Source organism: Thaumasiovibrio subtropicus (assembly GCF_019703835.1).
Lineage (GTDB): Bacteria > Pseudomonadota > Gammaproteobacteria > Enterobacterales > Vibrionaceae > Thaumasiovibrio > Thaumasiovibrio subtropicus.
Genome location: NZ_AP023054.1, coordinates 1,336,026 through 1,357,786 on the forward strand (window position 1 = coordinate 1,336,026; position 21,761 = coordinate 1,357,786).

Below are 21,761 nucleotides of genomic sequence, written 5' to 3' on the forward strand. Positions count from 1 at the left end.
TTCACCTCAGCGGTTTTTCTTTGGGAGTGGTTGTATCTCTATGCGAGTCAGTATTGGCGATGAAGTAAATAAGTGGGTGAGCCGAGGCCTAGACAGGCACATACGTTTGGCGGTGACAGGTTTGTCAACCGCAGGTAAAACAGCTTTTATCACCTCACTGGTCAATCAGTTGCTCCATGTAAGTACAAACCCGAGACTGCCGTTGTTTGCGCCAGTTCGGGACGGTGTTTTGCAAGGTGCTAAGCGTGTCCCTCAGCCAGATTTGTGTATGGCGAGGTTTGGTTACGACGAAGGAATGGGGCGGCTGCTTTCCGACCCGCCAAGTTGGCCTCAGCCAACCAATGACGTTAGTCAGATACGCTTGGCGCTGAAATATGTGCCGCAACAAGGGGCATTAAAGTATCTGCAAAATAGCGCCACACTCTACTTAGATATCATTGATTACCCGGGCGAGTGGCTGCTTGACTTACCCATGTTAGAACTCGATTTTTATGCATGGTCGGAACAACAGTTTGCCTCGCTAAAAGGCAAGCGTGAGACGCTAGCCGCGACATGGCGCGAATCGATGCGAGACCGTGACTGGTCTCAAGCTGCCGATGAATCGCTGCTCGCCGAGGTGTCCAAGCACTACACCGATTATCTCTATCAATGCAAATCGGCGGCTGGCTTACATTGGGTGCAACCGGGGCGTTTTGTACTGCCCGGTGAACTTGCTGGCGCGCCAGTGTTGCAGTTCTTTCCTATCGACCCTGAGCAAGTCTCAGCCCAGCAAGTGGCGGATGCTGATAAAGATTCCGCGTTGGGCTTGTTGAAAGCGCGCTTCGAGCATTACAAACAGCATGTGATCAAGCCATTTTACAAACAGCACTTCTCTAAGTTCGATCGCCAGATCATCTTGGTTGATTGCTTACAACCGCTCAATGCGGGACCTGAGTCCTTTAATGATATGCGCCAAGCCATTGAGCATTTGATGGGCAGTTTTCGCTATGGTCGTAACAACCTGCTGAAACGGTTGTTTGCTCCTCGCATTGATAAGGTGCTATTTGCCGCCACCAAAGCGGATCATGTCACGCCTGAACAGCACCCCCATATGGTGAGTTTGATGCAGCAGATCATCCATGAAGCCTATCAACACGCCAGTTTTGAAGGGATCAGTATGGAGTGTATGAGTTTGGCTTCAATTAGTGCAACAACCCCCGGGTTTGTGAGTCACAAAGGTGAACAGATGGCGGCACTTCAAGGCACAGGCTTAGATGGTGAGGCTAGGATGCTGTTCCCTGGAGAAGTCCCCAAGCGTTTGCCAAACAGCGCATTTTGGGACGAACAAGGCTTCGATTTTGTCCCGTTTCGTCCCGGTAACATCGAAAGTGATGAGCCATTGCCGCATATTCGTATGGATAAAGCCCTGCAATACTTGCTAGGAGATAAGTTCTGATGGCATTGAAAGGCCGTATTGATTTTGAACAACAGACACCGGAAGAAGAAACCGTGTCGATCAACACCCAGCAGCTTTTTGATGAGCAAACAAAGTTTGAAGTGATGGCTGAGGAGAGTGAGACAGCCTTGAGCCAGATTGTCACGGCGGAACCCGCGTCGAAAAAACGGCCACGTCGTTGGGCACTTAAAACAGCGCTGGTGGGTTTTCTCGGCCTTGCGGCTTGGCAAAGTGTTGATCAAGTCATTACTGCCTACTCGCAAGCAGATTGGTTGACGCTGGGCTGGAGTGGTTTGGCGGGCTTTTTATCCTTGTGGGGCGCACAGGCAGTGGGTCGAGAGTGGTGGTACTTAAAACGCCTTCGTCATCGTCAGGTTGCGCGCGAAGAGGGAGAGCGTTTACTCGCAAAAGAGGGTATTGGTGAAGCAAAAGGGTACTGTCAGCGTATCGTGTCTGCCGAGGCTAAAAAAGGCGAGGGGTACGATCAATGGCTCCATGCCTTATCGGGCACCCATAATGACCGGGAAGTACTGGAAATGTTCGATAGCATGGTACTTCGCGAGCAAGATGAGCAGGCGCGGCGTCTTGTCGCCAAGCATGCAAAGGAAGCCGGCTTAATGGTGGCGGTCAGTCCGCTGGCTACCGCAGATATGTTGCTAGTGGCATGGCGAACGTTTTCGATGGTTAATCGCCTCTGTGACCTTTACGGTGTGGAGCTGAGTTATGTATCCCGCATTGCGATGATCAAGAAGCTAATAAGAAACATGGCATTTGTGGGTGCCACCGAAATTGCAATTGATGCCAGTATGGATATGTTGTCGATGGACTTGACGGGTAAAGTCTCAGCGCGAGCAGGTCAAGGGCTGGGTGTTGGATTGTTAACGGCACGATTGGGGTTGAAAACCATGGCAATGCTAAGACCTTTACCTTGGCTGGGTGACGTACCGTTAAAAATGAGTGACGTGCGTAAAGATTTGCTGAAAGAGATGCGTTTACTGAAAGGGCGAAAGGAGCCTACTGAGTAAATAACCCTGAGCATTTTAAGGTAACTTGCCTATATCGTGTTACCCATTATCCCCTAATGGGTTGAATCATGCGCAACCGATGTTGCGTTGCGCATATTTCTACTCTTCTCGACTTGACTCCCCTCTGAGCGCGACGCAAACTTTATCGACTGTCAACTTATGCTGACAGTTTTTCATTCTAGGAAACGGTTGGGCACGTTTTCAATCTCCCAATCTAATGAAATTGAATTGATAAGGCATCCAATATGCGTCTTGAAGTGCAGTGTGAAGACCGTCTCGGTCTTACCCGTGAGTTACTCGATATCCTCGCTGAAAAAGAGATTGATTTGCGTGGGATAGAAATAGATACCTCGGGGATAATTTTTCTGAACTGCCCAGAAATAGAGTTTGAGCAGTTCAGTAAATTGATGTCACAAATTCGCCTCATTGATGGCGTGTTGGATGTCCGAAAAATTCAGTTTATGCCGGGCGAACGAGAGCATCGCGAACTGAAGTCTCTATTGGGAAGCCTACCTGATCCCGTGTTCTCTGTTGATTTGAGCGGTAAAGTCGCACTCGCTAATCAGGCGGCATCGCTGCTTTACTCGACGCCTTCTGAAGAGATGAAAGGCGAAACCATTGATCAATACTTGAGTCAGTTTAATTTTGCGAAATGGTTAGAGCAGCATAAACGCGACTATGAACCGAGTGAGCAGGAAACGGCACCCATGCATACCGAAATGGTCGTGATTGGTGGCTTAGACTACGTCATGGAAGTGATGCCTGTTTACGTTTCTGATGAAAGCAAAGCGCAAGTGTTGGCCAGCGCCGTGGTGTTGTTAAAGGCGATGTCAGGTATTCAGCGTCCAATTTGGCGCCAGAGCTATGATAATACCGGGTTCGAGCATCTCATTGGGCACTCTAGCCGCTTCAAACAGCTCGTCAATCAAGCGAAAAAGCTCGCACTGCTAGATGCGCCTTTGCTCATTCAAGGCGAAACGGGTACAGGTAAAGAAGTGCTTGCCCGCGCTTGTCACCACCGTTCACAACGTAGTCAACGCCCATTCTTACTGCTCAATAGTATCTCAATGCCTGACAATGCGGCGGAAACAGAGCTCTTCGGATACCTTGAGCCAGATGGCAGTACGAAAAAAGGTATCTTTGAGCAAGCCGATGGCGGCACCGTATTTCTCTATGAAGTCGGCGAGATGTCGGCACATTTACAGATCAAGCTCTTACGCTTCCTGCAAGATGGCACCTTCCGCCGCGTTGGCGAAGAGAAAGAGGTAAAAGTTGATGTGCGGGTGATCTGTTCTACGCAGCGTAAATTGTCTGAATTAGTTGCAGAAGGAAAGTTCCGTGAAGATCTCTACTATCGTCTCAACGTCTTGTCGTTGACCGTGCCGCCATTGCGAGAGCGTAACGCCGATATCTTGCCATTAACTGAGTTGTTCTTGAAGCAGTTTGCGGCTGAGCTTCAGCAAGTAAAGCCAGAGCTTACCCTAAGAGCAGAAGAGCAGCTCGTACAATACCCGTGGCCGGGCAATATCCGACAGCTGCGCAATATTTTGCTTCGCAGCCTTTCTCAAGTCGAAGGACGAGAACTCGATGCTGACGATTTACAGCTCCCTGAGGTAGAGAGTAATACCTTGCTCAGTGAAGCGACCCTTGATGGTACGCTCGATGAGATCATGGGGCGTTATGAAGCCTCGATTCTCTCGAATCTCTACAAGTCATTTCCTTCTACCCGCAAATTGGCTAAGCGGTTAGGAGTGTCACACACAGCAGTTGCCAATAAGTTAAGGGAATATGCGATCAATAAGTCGTAATATGCTGGATAAATTGCGCTTTGGTGGCGAAACACAACCTGTGATTCTTGATACAGAACGAATGCACGTTGCCCTATCAACCACAGGTGACGCCTCTGCGTTGAGTCTGTATTACATTCGAAATCGAGAGTTTTTAGCGCCTTGGGAGCCCAAGCGCCAAGAGAACTTTTTTTCCATGAGTGGCTGGCAACAGCGCATGATCCAACTCGTCGAGTTACAGCGCAACGAGTTGGCATTTTACTTTGTGATTCGCCGTAAAGAAGCGAAAGAGATTATCGGTGTTATTACCTATAGCAACGTACTTCGTCATCCAATGCACTCGTGTTACGTCGGGTACTCGATGGATCAAGACTGCCAAGGTCAAGGCTTGATGTCAGAAGCGCTAGCAGCAACTAACCAGTGGATGTTTGAACAACAGAACTTGCATCGAATCATGGCGGGTTACATGCCACGCAATCACGGCAGCGCAAAAGTGCTGGCTAAGCAAGGCTTTGTGATTGAAGGCGAAGCAAAAGACTATTTGTTGATCAATGGAAAATGGGAAGACCATATCCTAACGGCATTGACGAACCAAGATTGGAATAAGAAGAATGACTGAACAATTGCAACGATTAGAAAAACAGCTCGCGCTTATCATCGAGATAGATCAACTCAAAGCTGTGTTGCGCCAAACAAAGGTAAAAAGTGCCGAAGGTCGCCGTGAAAACAGCGCTGAGCATAGCTGGCAAGTCGCTCTGCTTGCCGTTCTTTTAGAAGAACATGCCAACGAGCCCGTCAATCTTAGCCGTGTGATTAAAATGCTCTTGATCCATGACATCGTTGAAATCGATGCAGGCGATACATTTGTCTACGATGCTGCGGCCAGCGCAGAGCAAGAGGAGAAAGAGCTCGCGGCTGCCAAGCGTTTATTCGGTTTATTACCCGATGATCAATCTGATGCGTTGTTATCGCTGTGGTTAGAATTTGAAAGCGCTAAAACCGCCGATGCAAAATATGCCAAGGCGTTAGATCGCATGATGCCGATGTTACTGAATTACAATAATCAGGGACAAAGCTGGGTAGAGCACGGTGTGAGTCGCGATCAAATTGTCGCAGTGAATGGCCGTATCGCAGATGGCTCTGAAGTGCTTTGGCAAAAGATGTTGCATGTGATTGATTACGCTGTTGAACAAGGCTGGGTGAAGGCATAGCGTTTATTCGGTATGTGTTTTTAGTCTGTAAGGCTTGCTCATTTTTAGATAAAAATGGGCCTTCCTAGGCCCGTGCTTTAATATCTGAATAAATCCGATGAAAAAAGCAAAGTGCAGTGAGCTAAATGCGATTCTCAGTGACAGCGAACACTGCGCTCCTGTCACCTTAATTATTGGCAGTGACATTTAGCTTAGTAAAGCGTCCTTGCTTTAATACTCCCCCTCAGGAATTTCTACTTTTTAGTTAAATTGGCCTAGCTCGCTGACCTGTTTGAGTTATCCCTTCACGATGACGACTTGACTCTGTGTCTCGTAGATATTTTTTACTTCGTTTCCGTCACCCACGATGATCAACTCTCGGTCATCATCATCTAGCGCCATGTTACCGGCAGCATCCATGATGATCGCGACACTGATGGCAGTGGCGAGTGGGTGTGCCCAGTAGCTCCAGCCAGATCGATGATGCACAGGGCGTCCAATATGGCGTTTATGAACATGAACACGTTTAACAGGTTGAGTACGCACGACTTTCGTTCCGTTCGGACGTTGAACGATAGTTGCTGCGCTCACTTGCACGGCAAACAGACTAAAGAGAGAGAAGAAACAGATGGCTTTTTTCATATAGCTAACCCTTTTGGTAGTGCCGACTGATGAGGCTCGTAGTAGACGGCGAATACGTGCTGCGTTGAATTTAAGCGTAATATATACGCATTAAGCCATGCTGTAAACACTTAATTGGTATTCTGTACGCAATTTCTTTTGATTTTTTTGTTAGCTCGAAGGGTAGTGCAGAAGCTATAGCCAAAAGAAAGGGCACATGAATGTGCCCTTGAAATGAGGTAAAGGTGTATGTGTTTTAAGCGGTTAAGATACGCATTTTGTTGGTTGAGCCCATGGTGTCCATGACATCGCCTTGGGTGACAATGACGGTATCCCCTTCGTCGATAAGCCCTTTGTCTTTAATGGTAGCAATGGCATCTTGGGCGGCGGCTAGACCATCTTTTTCACCATTGTCAAAGTAAACCGGTGTGACGCCACGATAGAGTGAAGCGCGATTCAATGTGGATTCATTCTTTGAAAGCGCAAAAATAGGCAACCCAGAAGAGATACGAGACATCATCAATGGTGTGCGACCAGATTCCGTGAGGGATATCATCGCTTTTACCCCTTCAAGGTGGTTTGCAGCGTACATAGTGGACATTGCAATGGTCTCTTCAATGCTTTGGAAAGTACGGTCCATGCGGTGATTGGAAACATTGACGCTCTTCATCTGTTCAGCGCCCACACACACCTCGGCCATCGAGGTCACCGTTTCGACGGGATATTGGCCTGCTGCCGTTTCGGCCGATAGCATGACCGCATCGGTGCCATCGAGTACTGCGTTCGCGACATCCATCACCTCTGCTCGGGTTGGCATAGGGCTGGAAATCATCGACTCCATCATTTGAGTAGCGGTAATAACGGTACGGTTAAGACTACGCGCGCGGCGGATGAGTTTTTTCTGCACGCCAACAAGCATGGGATCGCCAATTTCAACACCCAAATCACCTCGAGCCACCATGACCACATCTGAGGCTTTGACAATGTCATCTAATGCCTCATCAGTCGCGACCGTTTCGGCACGCTCAACTTTCGCGACCATTTGCGCATTGAGGCCAGCTTCACGGGCAAGCAAGCGAGCATACTTCATATCCTCGCCACTGCGAGGAAAACTAATGGCAAGAAAATCAACGCCAATTTCCGCCGCCGTTAATATGTCTTGCTTGTCTTTTTCGGTCAGCGCTTCTGCGGATAATCCGCCCCCTTTTTTATTGATTCCTTTGTTATCAGATAAGGGGCCTGCAACAGTCACTTCAGTGTGGACTTTGTTGCCATCGACACTGGTGACACGTAGTTGTACGCGCCCATCGTCAAGAAGCAAGATATCGCCAGTACGGACATCTTTAGGGAGATCTTTGTAGGCAAGCCCTACCGCATCTTTATCCCCTTCGCCTTTGGGCAAGTCGCTGTCGAGGGTGAACTTGTCACCGATGTCGAGCTGAATCCGACCTTCCTTAAAAGTCGATACGCGGATTTTAGGGCCTTGGAGATCGCCTAAGATCGCCACATGCTTACCTAATTTAGCCGCAATCTTGCGCACTTTTTCTGCTCGTTGCTTATGAATTTCGGCGGTAGCATGAGAAAAATTTAGTCTCACGACATTAGCGCCTGCGACAATAATGCCTTCAAGCACAGCGTCATCTTTATCGGTAGCGGGGCCTAATGTGGTGACAATTTTAGTGCGGCGAATCGGATGGGGCATAGCGGTCTCCCTGACAATCATGGTGGAATCCCGGCGCTGATGTCGACGACTCCCTGACGTAGAACGCTGGGTATAGATAAAAAGCCGCAGCTCTTGGGCTGCGGCTTAAGATTACATCACGTCTTCTTTACTAAATCGCGACTCTTTAATCGCGTCTTTGACGCGCCTCAAATTATCTCTAAAGCCGGTACCGCGTCGCAGGGTAAAGCCGGTGGCTAAGACATCAATTACCGTCATTTGTACAACACGGCTAGCCATTGGCATGTAGACGTCGGTGTCTTCTGGTGCTTCAACCGTGATAAGCAGCGAGCACTCGCGGGCTAACGGTGAATCTTTTGCGGTAATCCCAATCACTGTCGCGTTGTTTTCTCGCGCAACACGTGCGACTTCGACAAGGCTTTTTGTGCGACCCGTATGAGAAATGAGCACGACGACATCGCCATCCGTACAGTTAATACAACTCATTCGCTGCATAACAACATCATCAAAGCAGATAATCGGAATATTAAAACGGAAAAACTTGTTCATTGCATCGTGCGCAACCGACGCTGACGCACCGAGGCCGAAGAAGGAAATCTTCTTCGCTTGGGTCAATAGGTCAACAGCGCGATTAATTTGCGATGGGTCAATAGTGTTCTTCGCCACATCAAGGCACGCCATGGTCGATTCGAAAATCTTGTTGGTATAGGCTTCGGCCGAATCGGTCTCTTCGACATTGCGGTTTACATAAGGTGTGCCATTCGCCAAGCTTTGGGCGAGGTGCAGTTTAAAGTCAGGGAAGCCTTTGGTATCAAGGCGACGACAAAAGCGGTTCACTGTCGGCTCAGACACGTCAGCCATCTTCGCAAGCGTCGCGATGCTGGAGTGGATGGCTGATTGAGGTGAAGCAATAATGACTTCGGCCACCTTGCGTTCAGATTTACTGAACTGATCTATATTCTTTTGTATTTTTTCGAGGGTATTCATTCGGAAATATTCGGTCGAGATTGATTATCGTTGTGAAAGCCACAACATACCGTTAACCATATAATGCTTAAACTATACCTCTTAATGTCAGTTTCTTGGAAAAAAAAACCTGATTAGGCCGTGTTATTTTGAGCTACGTCTAGTTTTTTACTTTCAGTTTTGGTGGTTTTTGCCTAGAAAAATGCAATTAATTGCGGGAAATTCGGTCTATTTCTGTCACTTTTTTTCAAGTAATCGGAAGTTATTTTCTGTTTGGAAAGAAGCCGTCAAATGGACGCTAAGTCGATATCAACAGCATTCGCGTAGGAAATGTAAATGAGATTTGAAGGGAAAAAAATCGCAGTTTGTGGTTGTGGCTGGTTGGGTGAAACCCTCGCCGATCGGCTGCTGGATGCCGGTGCAACCGTGTTAGGTACCACGACGACTGAGGAAAAACAGCAACGCTTGAGCGAAAAGGGCATCGAGGCCCACGTGGTTAACTTGCCCGCTGCTCAGCCACGCTTTTCAGAGTTTGATGCCATGGTGATCAATATTCCCCCAAGGCGTCAGTCTTTATCTGGGGAAGCGTTTATGACCAGTATTCAAATGCTGTCTGATGCCGCGAAACAAGCCGGCTGTCAGCGGGTTGTTTTTATTAGCACAACGTCAGTGTATGGCGCCGTGGCGGGTGTTGTGACCGAAAGCACGCCTTGTGAACCTAATACTGATTCGGGAAAAGCGCACCTGATGGCCGAAAAGCAGTTATTGGCCGCATGGGGTGAGCAAGTTGTGGTCATTAGGATGTCTGGCCTCATTGGTGGCGAACGTCATCCTGTGAAGCATCTTGTCCGCAAGGCGGAAATCAGTCAGGGCGGGCAACCTGTTAACCTGATTGAGCGGGAAGACGCCGTGACTGCCATTATTAATGCCTTGCTGGGGGCGGGCAGTGGTGAAGTATTGCATTTAGCGAGTGCAGACCATCCCAGTCGGCGTGAGTACTACACGCGAAAAGCCGCGGAGCTTGGTCTACCCACGCCTAACTTTATTGATGATGAAGGGCGAGGCGCGAAAGTTATCGATGCAACCTACTCCGTTGCTCAGTTGGGTTTGTCATTGCAATCACTATAGCGTTTGACGAGGCACACCAACAAGTGCAAGCGCTGTTTCATCGTGCCCTAGATGATTGAATTTTAGAGATACCGCTTGACGCTCCTTGTTAAGCGATACCCTATAGCGCTTGCGTCCGAGCGCTCGCCACTGAGCGATTGCATCGGCTTGTTGGTGTGCATGTATTGTTACGTGATGTCTACTTACTGGCGATCAGTGTGAGTATCTCGGCTAACTCGTCACTGTGAGTCGCCATTGGCGAATGGCCACTGTCGATGACGTGAATCTGATTCGGGTGAATCTGACTTGCGATGCGTACTTGAGAAGCGAGAGAAATGATGCGGTCTTGCAAGGTGAACACATAGTGTTTGTCTATCGCATTGAAATGCTGTTGATTGAATGAGACTTTCTCTTCTGCGATATGGGCTGGTTCATTGATCGCGGTGTTGATGAGACGCTGAGTTTGAGCTGGCGTCGCGTCTTGGGCAAACTCAGCGGAGAAACGCTGTGTATCAAAGATCTCCATACGATGGGTGTTTTCATTGTAGCGAATCGCTGCCAAATAGTGGTTCTCGTCCTGTTGACTGAGGTTTTGAAACGCTTTCTCGCCAATGAGAGGCGCAACGGCAGAGATATAGGTAATCGACGAAACATTCACCTCAGGGCAGATGCCCAGTGCATGATTAACAATTGCGCCGCCTTGGCTGTGAGCAGCTAGGTGTACTTTGCCGGAGAGCGGGGTCAGAGTATTACATAGCGCTTGAGCCGTATTGGAAAGGCCAATATGCGTCGCATCTTCTTTTTCAGAGCGTCCCGGTAGATTGACGGCAATGGTGTTTAGTGATGCGGGCAGTTGCGCTTCAACTTGTTGCCAAGACTCGCCACCAAAATGCGCCCCGTGGACAAGGACAAGGTGAGATTTCATTGTCGCTGAAGCGGACATTGAAAGTGCGGTAAGTGTGAGAGCGATAAGCGATTTTTTCATTGTTTTTTCCTGTTCTAGGTGACTTTGTTTCCTCCATCTTTGTCTTTAGGCGCGTATTTCTGCAATTCAAATTAGTTAAAATCACTTCAAATGAAATCAAATCCAGTAAATTATTGTGCAAAGCCGGGGCGGGAGTTGGTTTGAAACATAAAAATCAAAAAGTTATAGTTCTGTAACATTTTTCAGCCGAATGAGTGAGATTTTGTCGTCGTATCAATATCGCTTTGGTCAGTTCTGTTTTGACCCCACTCAGCAAGTACTGACTCGTAAAGGCGTGGTAGTTCAAACACGCCATAAGTTACTTCAGCTTTTAGCTTTCTTTCTCGAACATCCCGGCGAAGTGGTGTCGAAAGACACTTTACTACAGGCGGTTTGGGATCAGGGCGAGTTTCGAGAGCGAGCCCTGTCACAGACCATTCTGGAATTGCGAAAGCTATTAGGCGACTCTGCAAGTCATCCCTCATTCATTCGTACTGTGCCAAATAAAGGCTATCAATGGATTGCTGAAACAGAGCAAGCAGTCATCAAACGCAAGTCATCACGCTCTTTTAAGTATTTCGCTCTGGTGCTTAGCCTTGCGATTACGCTAGTCATTACTTGGTTGTTGATCCCGTCAAAAACGCAAAAATTTGCCAATGACAGTTTGCTCCGGATTGCGATCGCACCTTTCGAGAATGCAACCGCACAAACATCTCTCCAGTGGGTGAGATATGGCTTGAGTGACATGTTGGCGACTGACTTGATGCTCTATCCTAACGTCGAAGTGATGACTCCAGCGCAAATGGATTGGCGAGGCTTTGAACCAGGAACAGATGCAGCCGATTGGCTCCAAAGGCATGATTTGGATCTGTTGATTATGGGTGAAGTGAGCCTGCTTGAATCTGAGTACCAACTCGCCTATACCCTGATTGATGAGAGGGGAAAGCAAGAGCAGGGGAATATCGTTGAGCCTGACCTTGCGGTGTCCATGCCGATCATTGCCGCAGCATTGCATCAGCAAATTCGTCCTCAGTTTCAAACGGCCCCAGTCGCTCCCTATCCGTTTGAAGTGAACGCGATGCACGAGTATGCGAAGGGGCAACATGCAATGACAATGCGTGGTTGCAAGTTGGCACAGCATTACTTTGCCGCCTCGGTCGTCATTGATGACAAGCATGAGTGGAGTGAGCTTCAACATGCGATTTGTCAGTTTGAGCTTGGCGATAAGCAAGCAGCGAAAGTGCTGCTTGAATCCATATTGACCGCCTCTAACGATGCTGTCGTGCATACCTTGGCACATTTATGGCTAAGTGAAATTGAAATTCGGTTGGGTGATGTTTCACAAGCGACTTACCATTTTGAGGCCAGCGGCTACCCTGACTCGGTTCGCTCGAATCAACAATGGCTTGCCTACGGTGGCGAGATTGCCGCAACGCTCCAGTCGATGGGTGCACTGACGCTGGAAAACCCATCAGGTTCATCGGTTATTCGGTTGTTAACGCGCAGTCCGCTGCGGGAATATGCTGGCCAAGCAGAGTTGAACAGTGTCCGTGAATCGCATCAGTACCCAATGTTGGTGGCTGAACTTCGTCGTTATGCGCACGCGATGCATCATTCATCCGCCCAACGTGTGGACCTACTACGAGAAGCCTTGCGCTTTAATCAGTGGGTGGAGTCCTATCGGTTGGAAGGGATGCTTCGGTTTGAGCTTATTTACTGGTTGATCGATGCCAATCAAACGATGGATGCCGAAGAAGAACTTCAAACATTGCGAAAAATGGTAAGTCAGCGGCAAGACGCGGTCATGATGGGACAGATAAACTTTTTAGAAGCATACCTCGCCTTTAAGCAAACATTGCAGGGGGAGGAGGCCATTGAGCGGCGTGTTTTCCTCAAGGATGACTCATTGTATAGCAATGTTGCTCAGCTTCTCGATATATGGCGTTTGATACTGGCTGAGGAAGTTGTGTCGCCTTCAGCGGTTATGGAAACAACGCCCGCAATGATGAGTGAACAAGTTAAAGAGTGGCAAAGGCAAACCGCTCGGTATCAGCTTAAGTCAGAAGGCGAGTTGCCTTGGGTTGCATGGCAGTAGCCTAGCGCGCAAGACAAAAAAAGGCCCGCGATAGGTCGCGGGCTGAATCCATTACACAATAAGGAGAATAAGCAGCAGTTTCAGTTCCATGTAACGCGCCACGCGGCCACGTATCGCATTACATTTAAATCTCTTATTTCATCAGACTGAGGTTTCTCAGAAAGGTTCCAAACTTTTCGCTTTTTTTGTCATTTTTTTGTTCGATGCGGTTAAACGCTGAACTTATTGGATTTAAAGAGGTGGACTTTTACTTTGCCTAAAAAGTAAAAACCTGTATCCAATATCGGATACAGGCTTTGAAGAGTTTCTTCAAGAAAAAGCAGTGGCATTAAAGTAGACCTACACATGTACAAAGAGTTCCTAGAGTTTCGATTTTTTTTTGATTTTTTTTCCAACTTCTTTCCAACTTGCTTTATGTGACTGATTTACTAGCAGTTACGCTTTGTCCGTTTAGCAATGAAGATGTTTCCCTCTTGTTAAATTTGTGTTGTGGCGCTAGTATTCAAACATGTGTTTGAATTGAGTGATTGAAATGGCGGGTCGACAGGATACCAAAACCAAGATTCTTGATACGGCAGAACTGCTTTTTGCCGAACATGGCTTTAATGAAACATCGCTGCGAACCATTACCAGCAGAGCTGGTGTGAACTTAGCCTCTGTGAATTATCACTACGGTGATAAAAAAAGCCTAGTGCGCGCGGTGCTGAGTCGTTACCTCGAAGCGTTTATGCCACAACTTCGCGCGGAACTGGATGTATTGATGACGCGTGATGAGTTTACGATGGAAGAGGTTTTTCTCTGTTTAAAAGCGCCTTTGCTATCGCTAAATGCGTTTCGTCGCAATGGGGCGGCGATCTTCATGCAACTGCTCGGGCGAGGCTATACCGATGTCCAAGGGCACTTACGCTGGTTCATTGTCACGCGTTATCAAGATGTCCTTTCTTTATTTACGACCGCGGTTTGTCGCGCCAATCCTGCTTTAGATCCAGAAACGCTTTTCTGGCGACTCCACTTTACCTTGGGAGCGTGTGTTTTCACCATGGCATCGAGCAAAGCCTTGAGTGAAATTGCTGCCAGTGACTTTGGGCGGAGTGCGGAAACCGAAGATATCTTCGATCGTCTAGTGCCATACTTGGCTGCTGGTGTGGGAGCCGAAGTCGACCAAGAACTGGCGGTCATAAATCAGCGAACCATCAACGCAGGCTAAAGGCCTGTTGGAGGGATGTCATGCGTCAATTTCGTCTTAAGCATTTAACTACACCGGTTTTTAACTTGCTCAAGAAACAGTTGCCGCCTTTATCGCAAACTGAGCGCGAAGCGATGGAAGCAGGCAGTGTTTGGTGGGAGGGTGCGCTTTTTTCGGGCTCACCGAGATGGCAGACCTTACTTGATTATCCGAAACCGAGTTTGACGCCAGAAGAGCAAGCGTTTATCGATGGTCAGGTCGAGACGCTACTCAGTATGATTGATGACGATGATATCGTTCAACACCGCAAAGACTTACCTGATGAGGTCTGGGATTACCTTAAGCGTGAGAAGTTCTTCTCGCTGATTATCCCCAAACAATATGGCGGGCTCGCCTTTTCTGCGTATGCGAATTCAACCATTGTTTCAAAAATCGCAACGCGCAGCCTCAGTGTTGCCGTGTCTGTGATGGTGCCGAATTCGCTTGGTCCAGGCGAACTGTTAACCCATTACGGTACGGAGGATCAAAAGTCCTATTGGTTGCCCCGATTAGCGGATGGTCGCGAGATCCCTTGTTTCGCGTTGACAGGACCAGAAGCGGGTTCCGATGCTGGCGGTATTCCTGATAAAGGTGTTGTGACCTACGGTGATTATCAAGGTGAAAAAGTACTCGGCATTTCGCTGACGTGGAACAAGCGTTATATCACCTTAGCGCCAGTGGCGTCGGTATTGGGGTTAGCGTTCAAGTTGTATGACCCCGATGGTTTGCTGGGTGATAGCGAAGAGATCGGTATTACGTGTGCCATGATCCCAACGGATCACCCCGGTGTCGAGATCGGTGAAAGACACAACCCGTTAAACATGGCCTTTATGAATGGCCCTACCCGTGGCGAAGATGTTTTTATCCCTCTCGATTGGTTGATTGGAGGTCAAGACTACGCGGGGAAGGGGTGGCGAATGCTGGTGGAATGCCTGTCCGCAGGGCGAGGCATCTCTCTGCCTGCGTTGGGGGCAGCAATTGGTCATTTAGCCACCAGAACGACGGGTGCGTTTGCCATGGTGCGTAAGCAATTTGGCACTGAAATCGGTCAATTTGAGGGGGTTGCTGAGGCGGTAGGCCGAATCGGTGGTTTGACTTACCTGTTAGAAGCCGCGCGCGGCTTGACGACGACGGCGTTAGACATGGGCGAAAAGCCCGGGATTGTCACGGCAATTGCTAAGTACCATATGACAGAGTTGGCGAGAGTCATTCTAAACGACGCGATGGATGTCCATGCGGGTAAAGCGATCCAACTCGGGCCTAATAACTATATCGGCCTGCACTATTTTGGTATGCCCGTCGCCATTACCGTAGAAGGCGCCAATATCCTGACCCGAAATTTGATGATTTTTGGCCAAGGTGCGACGCGTTGCCATCCTTATATATTGCAAGAGATGGAAGTCGCCTCGGAAAGAGACAATGGCCAAGCGTTATATCGGTTTGATGAGCTCTTGATGAAGCACATTCGTTATAGCGCTGGGAATGCGCTAAAAGCCTTTGGGCATGCCGTTACGGGGTCTCGCTTTGCCTCTTCGCCGGTAAGCGGTGAAACCGCAGGGTACTATCGTCATCTCGGCAGAATGAGTAAGGCATTGGCGGTCGCCACCGATTTCTCAATGCTCTCCTTGGGTGGTGATCTCAAGCGACGAGAAATGATTTCTGCTCGACTAGGGGACGTGCTCAGTCACCTTTATCTTGCATCTGCGGTACTGAAACGATACGAAGAACAGGGTCGTCGTCAAGAAGACCTCATCTTTGTGCATTATGGTGCGCAGTATTGCTTGGCGCGGTGTGCCGGTGCCTTTGAGGACTTTTTAGCCAACTTTCCACAGCGTTCGGTCGCTTGGGGAATGCGAGCGCTGCTATTTCCTTTGGGGAATCATTTCCGAGCACCGTCTGATGACTTGCTCAAGCAGATTGCAAAAGCCGTCGCTACCCCAGGGCAACAGCGTGACAAGTTAACTCATCTCTGCGTTGAGCAAAGAAAAGAGAGTGCGTTAGGTCAGCTCGATGCGGCGTTTGTTGCGACGTATCAAACCGCGCCGATATTGAAACGGATAACAAAAGCCGTCAAAGCAGGTGACCTGACGGCGAAGTTACCTATGGCGGAGCAGATCGCACAAGCGGTGAGCGCTGGGATTATATCTCAAGAAGAGAAAACGCAGATTGAATCTGCAGAGGCGTTGAGGCGCGAGGTGATCAATGTTGACCAATTCACTTCTGAGCAGATGAATTGCCATAACCCGGTTAGTCGCGTCGCGTAGACGCCTTTCTAACTACAGTTACCAACCCCGATGCTTTTTATGGTGTCGGGGTTGTTTTGTATTCGCGACGAGAAAGCTTCTTTAGATAGTGAACGTACTTGTCTCGAGCACGCTGACTTTGATGGATTCTTAGGTAGGCAAAGTCGTGCTAGTGAAAGAATAGGTTGCGGCATTTTTGTACAAAATCACTGATAACAGATCCAACCACTCGCCTTAAAGCGCCTTTTTGAGACAAAACGGATGCGAAACCTAAATGAAACTTTTATTCTAGCGGCATCAAAACAAGGGAATCGACAATGATTATTCAACCAAAAATTCGTGGATTTATTTGTACAACGACTCACCCAACGGGTTGTCAGAAGAATGTTGAAGCACAAATTGCTTACACAAAAGCACAGCCAAAGCTAGAAAATGGCCCTAAAAAAGTACTGGTTATCGGTTCTTCAACTGGTTATGGCTTGTCTTCTCGAATCGCTGCCGCATTCGGTAGTGATGCAGCCACAATTGGTGTTTTCTTGGAAAAACCGGGTAGAGAGAAAAAACCGGGTTCTGCGGGTTGGTATAATAGTGCCGCTTTTGATGCAGCAGCCAAGGATGCGGGTCTGTACTCGAAGAGCTTAAATGGTGATGCGTTCTCTCATGAGATGAAGCAGAAAACCATCGAGTTGATTAAAGAAGATCTCGGCCAAGTTGACATGGTTGTTTACTCACTGGCTTCGCCAGTGCGCAAAATGCCAGACTCAGGTGAACTCATTCGTTCTTCATTGAAGCCAATGGGTGAAACTTATACTGCAACCGCGGTCGATACCAACAAAGACGTCCTTATCGAAGCGTCGATTGAGCCAGCAACAGACGAAGAAGTTGATGCCACAGTTAAAGTCATGGGTGGCGAAGATTGGGAGCTATGGATCAATGCCTTATCTGATGCTGGTGTTCTAGCTCAAGGTTGTAAGACTGTTGCGTATAGCTATATCGGCACTGAAATTACGTGGCCAATTTACTGGCACGGTGCGCTCGGTAAAGCGAAGATGGATCTAGACCGCGCGTCAACGGCCCTTAACGATAAACTGAGCGCGATCGGTGGTACCGCGAATGTTGCAGTATTGAAGAGTGTGATCACTCAAGCGAGTGCGGCGATTCCAGTGATGCCATTATACATTGCGATGGTATTCAAGAAGATGCGTGAAGAAGGCGTGCACGAAGGCTGCATGGAGCAAATCTTCCGTATGTTCTCTGCGCGACTCTTTAAGGCTGATGGTTCGGCAGCAGAAGTGGACGATGAAAACCGTTTACGTCTGGATGACTGGGAACTACGCGAAGACATTCAAGCACACTGCCAAGCACTCTGGCCGCAAGTCACCAACGAGAACTTGTTCGATGTGGCTGACTATCAAGAATACAAAGATGAGTTCATGCAACTGTTCGGCTTTAAAGTCGAAGGCGTTGACTACGATGCCGATGTGAATCCGGTTGTCGAGTTTGACGTTGCAAACGTTTAATCGCTTTTTGTTGAGTTGATATGACAAAGCCGCCTTTTGGGCTAACACCGATCAGTTAAGCCACTGATCAGTTGAATGATCCTACGGTTGAGTGAAAATACCCTCAGACATTAAGTTTGGGGGTATTTTTATGTTGGCACATTGGCTTATTGATGTTGATGATTTCGCTTCACCTGACTCACTCTCTTTATTTCAGAAAGAGCTGCCGCTTGAGTGGATTCAACAAGCACTCGATGACACCAACAAAGCAAGCTTACGGCGACGGAAGTTACCTGCTGAGCTTGTGGTCTGGCTGGTTGTAGGTATTGGTTTATACCGTGATAGACCGATTACCGATGTACTTGATAAATTAGACCTTAAGCTTTCTAACTCTCTAGGTGAATCCATTGCTCCAAGTGCGATCCCCCAAGCAAGAAAACGGTTAACAGCTAAACCTCTCGAAGCCCTATTTTCATTAACAGCACAGCATTGGACGCAAACAGAGGACAGTGATGATACATGGTTTGGATTAAGGCTTTTCTCTGTTGATGGAACACAATTTAGAACCCATGATACCCCAGCTCTTGCAGAGCATTTTCAATATGTTAAACACGGTAAAACGCGCCATACTGAATACCCAGTTGTAAGGTTATGTGCGCTTTGCTCCCTTCGAAGTCGCCTAATCCATAACGTCGCTTTTGGCCCTAGCTACAACGGTGAAGAAAGCTACGCTAAGCAACTCATTTCCTCTGCAACAGCCAACTCTCTGACTATTTTCGACCGATGTTATTTAGGTGCGGAGCTAATGATTAACTGGCAAAACCAACATGATTCTAGCCACTGGATGACCCCTATTAAATCCAATACAAAGTACACAGTCATCGAGCAGTTAGATGAAGACGGCCGTGACTTGATCGTTGAAATGAATGTTTCGCAACAAGCTCGTAAAAAGCTCCTCACCTACCTGAAAAATGGCAAGCAAGGCTTGCGCTTTATCCAGAAAAAGAACAACCCAACCATATAAAAGGGGTCTTGTCGTCCCTAACAGACAAAAAATATGCTCTGCAAGATTTACTTAATGTTTACTTCGAACGATGGGAAATTGAAAATAGTTACGGAGAGATAAAACACGATATGCTTGAGGACGAACTTCTGCTTCGAAGTCAGTCTGTCGAAGGTGTTGAGCAGGAGATCTGGGGTATCTTAATTGCCTACAATCTAGTTCGGTTGGAAATAAGTCGGATAGCAAAAGAAGCTAACGTATCGCCTTTACGGATCAGTTTTATGATGGCGCTAAGGGACATTCAGGATGAACTAATGTGGTGTGCAATCGCATCGCCTGGCTCAATACCCAAGAAGCTGAGGGCAATGCGAGAGAGAGTTAAACGCTATATTTTACCAGAACGAAAAAAACGGCCCAAATCGAGGACCGTTCGTATCAGTAAAACTCGCTATATGGTTCGCTCCAAACATCTTAATTGATAGGAGTTAGCCTTTTGGGCGGCTTTTTTACTGGTAGGGCATACGGTCACTGGTTATAATCGTTGCCGATAAAATCCCTGCTATAACAGAGAGAATCCCATGGGAAGAAGTTTTGAAGTCCGTAAGGCGTCAATGGCAAAGACGCAGGGCGCAAAAGTAAAACTCTATTCAAAATACGGTAAAGAGATCTACATGAGCGCCAAAAATGGCGGTCCAGATCCAGATGCTAATTTGTCACTTCGTCGTCTAATGGATAAAGCGAAGAAAGACCAAGTTCCTGCGCACGTTATCAAAAATGCGATTGATAAAGCGACGGGTGGCGGCGGTGAAGATTATGAAACTGCACGCTACGAAGGCTTCGGCCCAGGTGGTTGTTCTGTCATCGTTGACTGTCTGACTGACAACAACAACCGTACCTATATGGACGTACGTCAGTGTTTCGTGAAAAACAACGCGAAGATTGGTGGCCCGGGTGCGGTAGCACACATGTTCGAACATCAAGCGATTTTCCAGTTCAAGGGCGATGACGAAGAAGCCGTGCTTGAAGCGCTAATGATGAAAGATGTGGATGTGGCGGATATCGAGCTTGAAGAAGGTGTGATCACCGTCTTCGCACCACACACTGAGTTCTTTAAGACGAAAAATGCCCTGTCTGCGGCATTCCCAGACATCACTTTGGATCTAGAAGAAATCAGCTTCGTTCCTCAAGCGACACATCCAATCACAGAAGACGACATGGCTTCTTTTGATAAGTTTATGGATGCCCTAAACGACTGTGATGACGTGCAGAACGTTTACCATAACGCAGAGCTTCCTGCTTAAGTGGATGTTGCTTCGGCAAACCTGCGAGTAGAAAGTGAAAAAACCGACCTGAAGAGGTCGGTTCAGATTGATGACGAACCCCGCTTTTTAAGCGGGGTTCTTTTTTGGAAGCGACCGTAGGTCGCGATCGCGATATTTTTTGCTATGTCGTGCGCAGAAGTTTCCGTTCATTACATAGGCATACAGAAGCAAGTATTTGCCTCATTTCTGCCATGTTTAAGCCTATTTTTCGGAGATAGTTCATCACCAGCGCTATCTTCTTGATGTTTTGGGCTGCCGCTGCCAACCAACATTGCATTTGCACATTGGCTAGACCGCGGAAGCGAGCATAACGATGACCGTGATGTTGCTTAGCGTCTGCAAAGCTACGTTCTACTGTTTCACTTCGACGTCTATAAGTCTTCTTGCCGTAGGAAGAGAGCCGCATTTGGTTTGCCCTCTCTACTGCGTCACTATAGATATGCCGTGTAATCACTTTCTTCATATTTCTGCTTTGAGTACAGTCATCCCTCATTGGACAGAACGCACATTCTTTGGGGGCTGAGTGGTATTCTCGATACGCATCGCGTGAGGTAGTTTTATAAAGCAACTCCTGACCATTCGGACATTGGTAGCTGTCTCTTTGCGCATCGTAAGTAAAGTGCTTCTTTTTGAACGTATTTTTCGTTCTAGATGGACGTCGATAACCGAACACGCCAAGAATAGCTCGACGTTCAAGTGACTCCGCCACTGGAGCAGTAAAGTAGCCCGCATCCAGTCCAACAGCTATCGGGTTCAATTGGAATGTGGCAAGCGTGTAATCTAAGCGTTGAACGTAAGGCTGTGAGTCATTGATGTTACCCGCGGTGGTGTAGGTATCGAGAATAATTCCGTGTTGACCATCAACGGTTCGATGGTCGAGATAAAAGAAGCCTTGAGGCTTATTATCACGAGTCATGAAGCCACTCTCTGGGTCAGTGGTGCTGGTTTTAGTATTCTTTGTTTTTGGCTCTGACTCCCGAGCCTTAAGTGGCTTCTTACCTGCTTTTTCTCGGTCTAAAGCGACGTCTTCATCCAGCATATCAAGATAGGTACTGGCACGAACCGCCGTGACTTTATTGGTGTGTTTATTCTTGTTGGCGTTCGCTTTGAGATGAGTACTGTCCGTAAAGAGCTCTTGACCCGCGACCAAGCCTTTCGACATGGCTTGCTCTACGATATTGATAAAAATACGTTCGAATACATCCGTGCCATTAAAGCGACGAATGCGGTTCTGGCTGAGAGTAGAAGCGTGAATGACTTTCTCTGTTAATGACATCCGCAAGAACCAACGGTAAGCGACATTCACTTCAATCTCTTTGACGAGCTGACGCTCACTTTTTATGCCAAAGATGTAGCCAAGTAAGATGATTTTGAAGAGGCGGACAGGGTCAACAGGTGGGCGTCCATTATCTTTACAGTAAAGATGAGCGACTTCATCTCGAATGAATTCGAAGTCGATAGCATTATCGATTTTACGCACTAAATGGTTTTTAGGAACTAACTGTTCCATCGTCACCATTTCCAGTTCGTATTGTTGCGGAGTAGGCTCTTGAAGCATAACGGAGTGTCCATATTTCGATACCCCTATTAGATCAAAG

Annotated in this window: 16 protein-coding genes and 1 pseudogene; 12 read left to right on the forward strand and 5 right to left on the reverse strand. The window is 47.8% G+C overall.

The genetic code is table 11. The features are described from left to right. Positions 1-40: 40 nt before the first annotated feature. From TSUB_RS06250 to TSUB_RS06270, 5 genes are all read left to right on the forward strand, one after another. A complete protein-coding gene (locus TSUB_RS06250; protein WP_087022755.1) occupies positions 41-1,435 on the forward strand; it encodes a YcjX family GTP-binding protein in 1,395 nt (464 codons plus the stop codon). Next, positions 1,435-2,460 carry a YcjF family protein gene (locus TSUB_RS06255; RefSeq protein WP_087022758.1) on the forward strand — a complete coding sequence of 342 codons (1,026 nt, stop codon included), beginning with the start codon at positions 1,435-1,437 and terminating at the stop codon, positions 2,458-2,460. Before TSUB_RS06250 ends, TSUB_RS06255 begins: the two co-directional genes overlap by 1 nt. Before the next feature lie 245 nt (positions 2,461-2,705). Beyond that, a complete protein-coding gene (gene tyrR / locus TSUB_RS06260) occupies positions 2,706-4,268 on the forward strand; it encodes a transcriptional regulator TyrR (RefSeq protein ID WP_087022761.1) in 1,563 nt (520 codons plus the stop codon). 1 nt (position 4,269) lies between these two features. After that, positions 4,270-4,866, forward strand: a complete 597-nt coding sequence (gene rimJ, locus TSUB_RS06265; protein ID WP_087022764.1) for a ribosomal protein S5-alanine N-acetyltransferase — start codon at positions 4,270-4,272, stop codon at positions 4,864-4,866. 4 nt (positions 4,867-4,870) lie between these two features. Beyond that, positions 4,871-5,458 (forward strand): HD domain-containing protein, encoded by a 588-nt coding sequence (locus tag TSUB_RS06270; protein ID WP_087022799.1) that lies wholly within the window; start codon positions 4,871-4,873, stop codon positions 5,456-5,458. 276 nt (positions 5,459-5,734) lie between these two features. Here the strand turns inward: TSUB_RS06270 and TSUB_RS06275 are convergent, their stop codons facing one another. From TSUB_RS06275 to TSUB_RS06285, 3 genes are all read right to left on the reverse strand, one after another. Then, positions 5,735-6,079 (reverse strand): hypothetical protein, encoded by a 345-nt coding sequence (locus tag TSUB_RS06275; RefSeq protein WP_087022768.1) that lies wholly within the window; start codon positions 6,077-6,079, stop codon positions 5,735-5,737. Between the two features lie 235 nt (positions 6,080-6,314). Further along, positions 6,315-7,760 carry a pyruvate kinase gene (gene pyk, locus TSUB_RS06280; RefSeq protein ID WP_087022771.1) on the reverse strand — a complete coding sequence of 482 codons (1,446 nt, stop codon included), beginning with the start codon at positions 7,758-7,760 and terminating at the stop codon, positions 6,315-6,317. Positions 7,761-7,871: 111 nt separating this feature from the next. Next, positions 7,872-8,726, reverse strand: a complete 855-nt coding sequence (locus TSUB_RS06285; RefSeq protein ID WP_087022775.1) for a MurR/RpiR family transcriptional regulator — start codon at positions 8,724-8,726, stop codon at positions 7,872-7,874. Positions 8,727-9,041: 315 nt separating this feature from the next. Here TSUB_RS06285 and TSUB_RS06290 point away from each other — a divergent pair, with 315 nt between their 5' ends. Continuing rightward, complete coding sequence (locus TSUB_RS06290; RefSeq protein ID WP_087022778.1) at positions 9,042-9,833, forward strand: NAD-dependent epimerase/dehydratase family protein; 792 nt, start codon at positions 9,042-9,044, stop codon at positions 9,831-9,833. A gap of 178 nt (positions 9,834-10,011) precedes the next feature. On the opposite strand, the gene TSUB_RS06295 is transcribed toward TSUB_RS06290, so the two are convergent. Continuing rightward, positions 10,012-10,797, reverse strand: a complete 786-nt coding sequence (locus TSUB_RS06295; RefSeq protein ID WP_087022781.1) for an alpha/beta fold hydrolase — start codon at positions 10,795-10,797, stop codon at positions 10,012-10,014. 202 nt (positions 10,798-10,999) lie between these two features. Between TSUB_RS06295 and TSUB_RS06300 the strand changes: the two genes are divergently transcribed. The 6 genes and pseudogenes from TSUB_RS06300 (at position 11,000) to TSUB_RS06325 (ending at position 20,142) form a co-directional block, all read left to right on the forward strand. Continuing rightward, on the forward strand, positions 11,000-12,871 hold the full coding sequence (locus TSUB_RS06300; RefSeq protein ID WP_159064942.1) for a winged helix-turn-helix domain-containing protein: 1,872 nt from the start codon (positions 11,000-11,002) through the stop codon (positions 12,869-12,871). Between the two features lie 532 nt (positions 12,872-13,403). Beyond that, positions 13,404-14,078 carry a TetR family transcriptional repressor PsrA gene (gene psrA, locus TSUB_RS06305; RefSeq protein ID WP_087022787.1) on the forward strand — a complete coding sequence of 225 codons (675 nt, stop codon included), beginning with the start codon at positions 13,404-13,406 and terminating at the stop codon, positions 14,076-14,078. 20 nt (positions 14,079-14,098) lie between these two features. Next, on the forward strand, positions 14,099-16,360 hold the full coding sequence (locus tag TSUB_RS06310) for an acyl-CoA dehydrogenase (RefSeq protein WP_087022790.1): 2,262 nt from the start codon (positions 14,099-14,101) through the stop codon (positions 16,358-16,360). A 296-nt stretch (positions 16,361-16,656) separates the two neighbouring features. Then, positions 16,657-17,859: an enoyl-ACP reductase FabV gene (fabV, locus tag TSUB_RS06315; protein ID WP_087022793.1), complete on the forward strand. Its 1,203-nt coding sequence runs from the start codon at positions 16,657-16,659 to the stop codon at positions 17,857-17,859. 130 nt (positions 17,860-17,989) lie between these two features. Then, positions 17,990-19,320, forward strand: a pseudogene (locus tag TSUB_RS06320) (IS4 family transposase). A gap of 99 nt (positions 19,321-19,419) precedes the next feature. Further along, entirely contained in the window at positions 19,420-20,142 is a 723-nt protein-coding gene (locus TSUB_RS06325) for a YebC/PmpR family DNA-binding transcriptional regulator (protein WP_087020467.1), read from the forward strand. Between the two features lie 142 nt (positions 20,143-20,284). Here the strand turns inward: TSUB_RS06325 and TSUB_RS06330 are convergent, their stop codons facing one another. Beyond that, the gene (locus tag TSUB_RS06330; RefSeq protein WP_221274547.1) at positions 20,285-21,721 is read right to left on the reverse strand and encodes an IS1182 family transposase; all 1,437 of its coding nucleotides are present in this window, start codon (positions 21,719-21,721) and stop codon (positions 20,285-20,287) included. Positions 21,722-21,761 lie beyond the last annotated feature (40 nt).

Coding starts and splice junctions, on each gene's coding strand:
- rimJ (WP_087022764.1), top strand. CDS start 4,270: ATGCTGGATAAATTGCGCTTTGGTGGCGAAACACAACCTGTGATTCTT.
- TSUB_RS06325 (WP_087020467.1), top strand. CDS start 19,420: ATGGGAAGAAGTTTTGAAGTCCGTAAGGCGTCAATGGCAAAGACGCAG.
- TSUB_RS06330 (WP_221274547.1), bottom strand. CDS start 21,721: ATGCTTCAAGAGCCTACTCCGCAACAATACGAACTGGAAATGGTGACG.
- TSUB_RS06275 (WP_087022768.1), bottom strand. CDS start 6,079: ATGAAAAAAGCCATCTGTTTCTTCTCTCTCTTTAGTCTGTTTGCCGTG.
- pyk (WP_087022771.1), bottom strand. CDS start 7,760: ATGCCCCATCCGATTCGCCGCACTAAAATTGTCACCACATTAGGCCCC.
- TSUB_RS06290 (WP_087022778.1), top strand. CDS start 9,042: ATGAGATTTGAAGGGAAAAAAATCGCAGTTTGTGGTTGTGGCTGGTTG.
- tyrR (WP_087022761.1), top strand. CDS start 2,706: ATGCGTCTTGAAGTGCAGTGTGAAGACCGTCTCGGTCTTACCCGTGAG.
- TSUB_RS06250 (WP_087022755.1), top strand. CDS start 41: ATGCGAGTCAGTATTGGCGATGAAGTAAATAAGTGGGTGAGCCGAGGC.
- TSUB_RS06285 (WP_087022775.1), bottom strand. CDS start 8,726: ATGAATACCCTCGAAAAAATACAAAAGAATATAGATCAGTTCAGTAAA.
- fabV (WP_087022793.1), top strand. CDS start 16,657: ATGATTATTCAACCAAAAATTCGTGGATTTATTTGTACAACGACTCAC.
- TSUB_RS06310 (WP_087022790.1), top strand. CDS start 14,099: ATGCGTCAATTTCGTCTTAAGCATTTAACTACACCGGTTTTTAACTTG.
- TSUB_RS06255 (WP_087022758.1), top strand. CDS start 1,435: ATGGCATTGAAAGGCCGTATTGATTTTGAACAACAGACACCGGAAGAA.
- TSUB_RS06295 (WP_087022781.1), bottom strand. CDS start 10,797: ATGAAAAAATCGCTTATCGCTCTCACACTTACCGCACTTTCAATGTCC.
- psrA (WP_087022787.1), top strand. CDS start 13,404: ATGGCGGGTCGACAGGATACCAAAACCAAGATTCTTGATACGGCAGAA.